This is a genomic window from Kocuria sp. (assembly GCF_030530945.1).
In the GTDB taxonomy this organism is placed as follows: Bacteria; Actinomycetota; Actinomycetes; order Actinomycetales; family Micrococcaceae; genus Kocuria.
Map to the genome: position 1 here is coordinate 118,364 of NZ_JAUMTZ010000001.1, position 6,822 is coordinate 125,185.

At 72.6% G+C, this 6,822-nt stretch carries 6 protein-coding genes; all 6 read left to right on the forward strand.

Going from position 1 to position 6,822, the window contains the following annotated elements; genetic code table 11:
* Window positions 1–114 precede the first annotated feature (114 nt).
* Complete coding sequence (locus Q4A22_RS00530; protein ID WP_303176583.1) at window positions 115–1,047, forward strand: phosphate/phosphite/phosphonate ABC transporter substrate-binding protein; 933 nt, start codon at window positions 115–117, stop codon at window positions 1,045–1,047.
* A gap of 19 nt (window positions 1,048–1,066) precedes the next feature.
* Window positions 1,067–1,900, forward strand: coding sequence for a phosphonate ABC transporter ATP-binding protein (phnC, locus tag Q4A22_RS00535; RefSeq protein WP_303176584.1), 834 nt, complete (start codon window positions 1,067–1,069; stop codon window positions 1,898–1,900).
* Window positions 1,897–3,579 carry a phosphonate ABC transporter, permease protein PhnE gene (gene phnE / locus Q4A22_RS00540; RefSeq protein ID WP_303176585.1) on the forward strand — a complete coding sequence of 561 codons (1,683 nt, stop codon included), beginning with the start codon at window positions 1,897–1,899 and terminating at the stop codon, window positions 3,577–3,579. Before phnC ends, phnE begins: the two co-directional genes overlap by 4 nt.
* A 45-nt stretch (window positions 3,580–3,624) precedes the next feature.
* Window positions 3,625–4,305 carry a phosphonatase-like hydrolase gene (locus Q4A22_RS00545; RefSeq protein ID WP_303176586.1) on the forward strand — a complete coding sequence of 227 codons (681 nt, stop codon included), beginning with the start codon at window positions 3,625–3,627 and terminating at the stop codon, window positions 4,303–4,305.
* Entirely contained in the window at window positions 4,302–5,366 is a 1,065-nt protein-coding gene (locus Q4A22_RS00550; RefSeq protein WP_303176587.1) for a zinc-binding dehydrogenase, read from the forward strand. The genes Q4A22_RS00545 and Q4A22_RS00550 overlap by 4 nt, the downstream gene beginning before the upstream one ends.
* Before the next feature lie 45 nt (window positions 5,367–5,411).
* On the forward strand, window positions 5,412–6,822 hold a 1,411-nt coding region (locus Q4A22_RS00555; RefSeq protein ID WP_303176588.1), incomplete at its 3' end, for an ABC-ATPase domain-containing protein.

Genomic DNA, 6,822 nt, shown 5'->3' on the forward strand with positions numbered 1-6,822 from the left:
CAATTTGTATATACAACCGGTGGGGAGATCGCTCAGACTGGCGGTGCGGAGGCCTGGGGGCAGTCCGCACCGTCACCACTGACGCCCGACCCACCCACGTCGAAGGACACCCGTGTGAAGACCCCACTCTCCCGCTCGCTCGCGGCCGCCGCACTGCTGACCGCCTCCGTCCCGCTGCTGGCCGGCTGCGGCTCGGCGGACGCCGAGGACAAGACCATCACGTTCGCCGCCGTGCCCGCGGAGTCCTCCTCGTCCCTCGAGAGCGACTACTCGAACATCACCAAGCTCCTGGAGAAGGAGACGGGCGCCACCGTGAAGTTCCAGAACGCCTCGGACTACGCCGCGGTGATCGAGGGCCAGCGCGCCGGGCAGATCGACGTGGCCGTCTACGGCCCCTTCTCCTACGTGATCGCCAAGCAGTCCGGCGTGAACGCGGACGCCGTGGCCGCCCCCACCAACGACAAGGCCAAGGATCCCGCCTACCACTCCGTGGCGTACACGCGGGCGGACTCGGACATCACCAAGCTCTCGGACCTCAAGGGCAAGAAGGTGTGCTTCGTGGACGCCGCCTCCACCTCCGGGTACCTGGTGCCCATGAAGGGGCTCAAGGACCAGGGCATCGACCTGGAGAAGGACGTCCAGGCGGTCATGGCCGGTGGGCACGACGCCTCCCTGCTGTCCCTGAAGTCGGGGCAGTGCGACGCCGCCTTCACCCACGACAGCATGCTCAAGACCCTCGAGTCCTCCAACCAGGTGGGCAAGGACGAGCTGCGCCAGGTGTGGGAGTCCGAGCCCATCCCCGAGGACCCCGTGGCCCTGAACAAGGACACCCTGGACGCGGACACGGCGGAGAAGATCACCACCGCGCTGCGCGAGAAGGCCAACAAGCCGGCCCTCGTGGAAGCGGGGATCTGCACCTCCGAGAAGGACTGCACCCTGCCGGAGGAGATCGAGTACGGCTACCTCCCCGTCACGGACGAGACGTACAACACCATCCGGGACATCTGCACCGCCACCAACGCCGACGCCTGCCACGGCGCCGGCTGATCGGACGAGGACCATGACCATGACCAGCAGCGCAGCCTCCTCAGCACCCACCTCCCTGACCTCCGCGCCCTCGCTCGCCGCGCCGGTGCGCTTCGACCACGTGACCCGCGACTTCGGGGGCGGGGTCCTGGGCCTCGACGACGTCACCATGGACTTCGCGAGCGGCGCCATCACCGTGCTGCTGGGGCTCTCCGGATCCGGGAAGTCCACCATGCTGCGCCACATCAACGGCCTGGAGCGTGCGAGCTCCGGCACGGTCACCGTGCTGGGCAACGACCTCTCCACGCTGCCCGGGCGCGGGCTGCGGGCGCTGCGCCGGGACATCGGCGTGATCTTCCAGTCCTTCAACCTCATCGGACCCATGTCCGTGCTGGAGAACGTCTGCACCGGGCGCCTGGGCTCGCTCAAGGGACCCCGCCTCTCCCTCATGATGTACCCCCGGGAGGTCCGCGCCGAGGCCGTGGAGCGGCTGGAGCGCGTGGGTCTGGCGGACCGGGCGTACCAGCGGGCGGACACCCTCTCGGGCGGTCAGCAGCAGCGTGTGGCGATCGCCCGAGCCCTCATGCAGCACCCCCGGGTCCTCCTCGCGGACGAGCCCGTGGCGTCCCTGGACCCCGTCTCGGCGAACGAGGTCATGGGCCTGCTCCGGGAGATCGCGGTGGAGCAGGACCTCACGGTCATCAGCTCCCTGCACCAGGTGCAGCTGGCCATCGACTTCGCGGACCGGATCGTGGGGCTGCGCAGCGGCCGGATCGTGCTGAACCAGAGCACCAGCGGCCTGGACGCCGTGGAGGCCTCCCGGATCTACGAGAACGTCTCGGGTGTCCCCGCGCAGGGGCGGGAGGCCTCGTGACGCAGACCCAGCTCCGCCCGGCTCCCGCCTCCGCCGCGCCCGCCGCCCGGCCGGCTCCCCGTCCGGGCACCATCGCGGCGGCGGCCACCATGGCCGCCGTGTGCGTGGCGGGCGTGTGGTCCCTGGGGGCCCTGGGAATCGACCTCGGCACGATCCTGCACTCCCTGGACAACGGCGTGCGCTTCGCGCGCCGCATGTTCCCCCTGGACTTCCCGCCCCTGGGCGAGACCGTCAGCCTGATCCTGGACACCCTGGCGATCGTCCTGCTCGCCACGTTCCTCTCCGTGCTGATCTCCGTGCCGCTCTCCCTCGCCGCGGCCCGCCCCACCACGCGGGGCCGCTACTCGCGCGGGACCGCTCGCACCCTGATCGTGCTGGCCCGCGCGGTCCCGGACCTCGTGCTCGCCATCATCTTCCTGCGCATGTTCGGCCTGGGTGCCACCGCGGGCATCGTGGCCATGGGCATCCACTCCGTGGGGATGGTGGGCAAGCTCTACGCCGACGCCATCGAGGAGCTCGACGACGGTCCCCGCGTCTCCGTGGCATCCGCCGGCGCGGACCGCGGTCAGCAGATCGCCGCGGCCATCCCGCAGGTCCTGCTGCCCCAGGTGGTGGCCACCGCCCTGCACCGGTTCGACATCAACCTGCGCACCTCCGTGCTGCTCGGGTACGTGGGCGTGGGCGGCATCGGCCTGGCCATCGCGGAGTCGCTGCGCACCCTGAACTACCAGCGCGGCATGGCGCTCGCGCTGATCGTCCTGGGGCTGTGCATCGCCGTGGAGCTGGTCTCCGGTGCCATCCGTGCCGCGCTGCTGCGCCGCGGCGGGGTGTCACTGTCCCGGCGCACGTGGGCCGACGCCGCGTTCGCCCGCCTCAACCGAGCTCCCCGCGGCGGGGCACGCCTCACCCCGCCGTGGAGCGCCTCCCGCGTCCAGCGGTTCGTGGCCGCCGCGGTGCTGGCGGTGCTGCTCGTGCTGTCCTTCCTCCGGGTGGACATCTCCTGGAGCGGACTGTGGCACGGGGTGCTCGCGGTTCCCGAGACCCTCGCGCTCTTCCTGCCGCCCTCCACCGGGGGCTCGTTCGACGTCCTGCTCGAAGCGCTGCTCGTGACGGTGCAGATCGCGCTCGCCGCCACCGTGCTCGGCGCGGTCGTGGCACTGCCCATCGGAGTTCTCGCCGCGAACAACGTGGTGGCCAGCACCGCGGTGCGGACGTTCTTCCGGGTGCTGATCGTGGTGGTCCGCGGCATCCCGGAGCTCATCCTGGCCATCATCTTCGTGGTCATCACCGGGCTGGGAGCCGTGGCGGGAACCCTGGCGCTCGCGGTGGGCGCCGTGGGGCTGCTGTCCAAGCTCGTGGCGGACTCTTTGGAGGAGACGGACACTGCGGTGCAGGATGCGGTGCGGGCTGCGGGCGCCTCCCCGGTTCAAGTGTTCTTCGCCGCCACCGTGAGACAGGCCGCCCCCGCCTTCGTGGCGCACACCATGTACCTCCTGGACACCAACATCCGTGCGGCCACGCTGCTCGGTGTGGTGGGCGCTGGCGGTGTGGGGTTCCTGCTGCTCAACGCGTCCCGCGTGAACCAGTTCGACGTGGTGACCACCATCCTGCTCCTCATGGTGGCCGTGGTCCTGGCCGTGGAGGCGCTGTCCATGTGGCTGCGCACCACGGTGCGCTGAGCCCCGCCACCTTCGAGCAATCAACACCCGAGAGAGAGAACACCCATGAAGCAGCTGGCCGTCTTCGACATGGCAGGCACCACGATCGACGACCGGGACGAGGTCTACCGCGTGCTGCGCGAGGCCACCGAGCGCTTCGGCGCGCAGTACACGGACGAGCAGTTCCAGGAGTGGATGGGCACCGAGAAGCGGTGGGCCATCCAGAACCTGCTCCGCATCGGCGGGGTGGACGCGGGCGAGGACACCCTGGAGCGGGCGTGGTCCTGGTTCCGAGAGGAGCTGCGCCGCACGTACACCGAGAACCCGCCCGCACCCCTGCCCGGCATCGAGGACGCGCTGCGTGAGCTCCGCTCGCGGGGCGTCACCGTGGCCCTCACCACCGGGTTCTCCCGCGAGATCACGGATCTCATCCTGGGCGCTCTGGGGTGGCAGGACGGGGAGCTCGTCGACATCTCCGTGGCCGGTGACGAAGTGCCCGCGGGCCGCCCCGAGCCCTTCATGATCCAGCGGGCCATGGAGCGGGCGGGGGTCGCGGACACCGGTGCGGTGGTGAGCGTGGGGGACACCGCCTCGGACGTGGAGTCCGCGCGGCGGGCGGGAGTCACCTCCGTGGGCGTCCTCACGGGTCACCTCACCCGCGGGGACTTCGAGGACCTGGGAGCGGAGATCGTCCTGGACTCCGTGGCCGATCTTCCCGCCCACGCGGTGATGTCCCCGAACGCATGACAGGTCTGCCCGGGGCCGTCCGCGCGTGGGTGTGGCACGGTGGAGCGGAGTTCCGTCCCGTGGACCTGCCCGTTCCCGCCCTCGCCCCGGGGGAGGCGTTCGTGGAGCTCGCGGCGGCCACGGTGTGCGGGTCGGACCGGCACACCGTGAGCGGTCGGCGGCCCGGGGCGTGCCCCTCGGTGCTCGGCCACGAGGGCGTGGGGGTGGTGGTGGCCCACCGGGGTGCCCGCACCGTGGCGGGCGAACCGCTACGGACCGGGCAGCGCGTGGTCTTCGGCGTCACGAGCTCGTGCGGGCGGTGCATGCCGTGCCGCCGGGGTCTCACCGCCAAGTGCGAGGGCGTCCGCAAGGTGGGCCACGAGTCCTGGCACGGGGACTGGCCGCTGTCCGGGGCCTACGCCTCCCACATCCTGCTCCGCGCCGGGCTCGCCGTGGTCCCGGTGCCCGACTCCCTGGGCGACGGCGCGGCGGCCACCGCGGGGTGCGCCGTCGCCACCGTGATGGCGGTGCTCGAACGTGCCGGTGACCTCGTCGGGCGCTCGGTGCTCGTCTCGGGGCTGGGGATGCTCGGGACCGCGGCAGTGGCGGCCGCCCTGGACCGCGGGGCCGCCGAGGTCAGAGCCGTGGACCTGCACGAGGCCCGCCGCGCCACGGCCCGCGCGCTCGGTGCCGCGCTGGTGACGGACGACGCCGCCCGCGCCGGCACCGTGGACGTGGCCCTCGAGCTCTCGGGCGCCCCGGGCGGCGTCGCCGCGTGCCTGGCCGCGCTGGACGTTGGAGGGACCGCGGTGCTCGCGGGAAGCGTGGCTCCCGCCGGGACCGTGCCCGTGGATCCCGAGTGGCTCGTGCGGGGCTGGCGCACGGTGACCGGTGTGCACAACTACGAGCCGCGCCACCTGCAGCAGGCCGTGGACTTCCTCGCCACGGGGGTGCGGGGCCTGCCGTGGAGTGAGGTCCTGGGCGGTCCGATCACCCCGGAGGAGCTCGCGCGGGAGTTCGCGAAGCCCTCCGGGGACGCGCTGCGCACCGTGGTGGAGTGGCGGCCGCGCCCGGCCGCCTGAGCCCGCCGCGTGGCACCGCCCCCGCTCGTGTGGTGCCATGGACCCATGAGCACATCCCGCACGGACCTCGCCCAGACCCTCCGCCGCCTGGACGGCGGCAGCTACGGCGCCTACAAGCAGCTCAAGGGCTCGTGGCGGCTGGGGGATGCGGAGCTGGTCCTGGACCGCGTGCAGTCGGACCCGTACGCCCCACCGTCCCTGGCGCGGGTGCGCCTGCCACTCGGGGACACCGGGCTGGGCGCCGCTCTCATCTCCACCCACGACCGCCGAGTGGCGGTGGGGGACTTCCTCACCCGCGAATTCGCCCGCGCCGCCCGTGAGCTGGGGCCCCACGGTGGCAAGGACTCCGGCGGGATCTCCATCCAGCGCACGGGCCAGGAGATCCTGGAACGCTCGTCCGTCCTCGTGGGGGACCCCGCCGCCGCGGACCCGCACGTGGAGGTACGCTGCGAGATCGCCCTGCCCGCCGCGGGCCGGCGCATCAAGGGCCACGCCGCACACCGGCTGCTGACCGAGGTGCTGCCGGGCGTCGTCGACCGCGCGCTGCGGCTCCCGAACCTGGACGTGCGTGCCCTGGACGCCCACGTCACCGCCCACCTGGACGCCCAGCACCTGCGCGCCCAGCTGCCCCAGCGCGGGCTCGTGGCGTTCGTCGCGGACGGCGCCGTGCTGCCCCGCGCCTCCGGGCACCGTGACGAGCCGCTCGCCCGGGGCGCGGTGCCGTTCGAGACCCCGCCGGAGCTGCGCGTGGAGCTCGAGCTGGAGGACGGCTCCACGGTGAGCGGCATGGGCGTTCCCGAGGGCGTCACGGTGATCGTGGGCGGCGGCTACCACGGCAAGTCCACCCTGCTGCAGGCGCTGGAGCGCGGGATGTACAGCCACGTTCCCGGCGACGGCCGCGAGCACGTGGTGACCCTGCCCACCGCCGTGACGGTGCGCGCGGAGGACGGCCGGGCCGTGACCCGCACGGACGTCTCCCCGTTCATCAACAACCTCCCCACGGGCGCGGACACCCGCGACTTCAGCACGTCCAACGCGTCCGGGTCCACGTCCCAGGCCGCCGCCACCGTGGAGGCCGTCGAGGCGGGTGCCCAGGTGCTGCTCCTGGACGAGGACACCTGCGCCACCAACCTCATGGTCCGGGACGAGCGCATGCGCGCCATGGTCCCCGGGGACAGGGAGCCCATCACGCCCTTCGTGGACCGGGTGGGCGCCCTGTACGCCGAGCGCGGCATCTCCTCGATCCTCGTCACGGGTGGCTCCGGCGCGTTCCTGGACGTCGCGGACCTGGTGATCGCGATGGACGCCTACCGAGCCCTGGACGTCACCGCCCGCGCCCGCGAGGTGGTGCGCGAGTTCCCCCGGCCCGAGGACATGCGCCCCGCGGAGTCCTTCGGGGACCTCCGGGTGCACGTGCCGTCCGGTGGGTCCGGGGACGACGCCGCCCGCTCCGGTT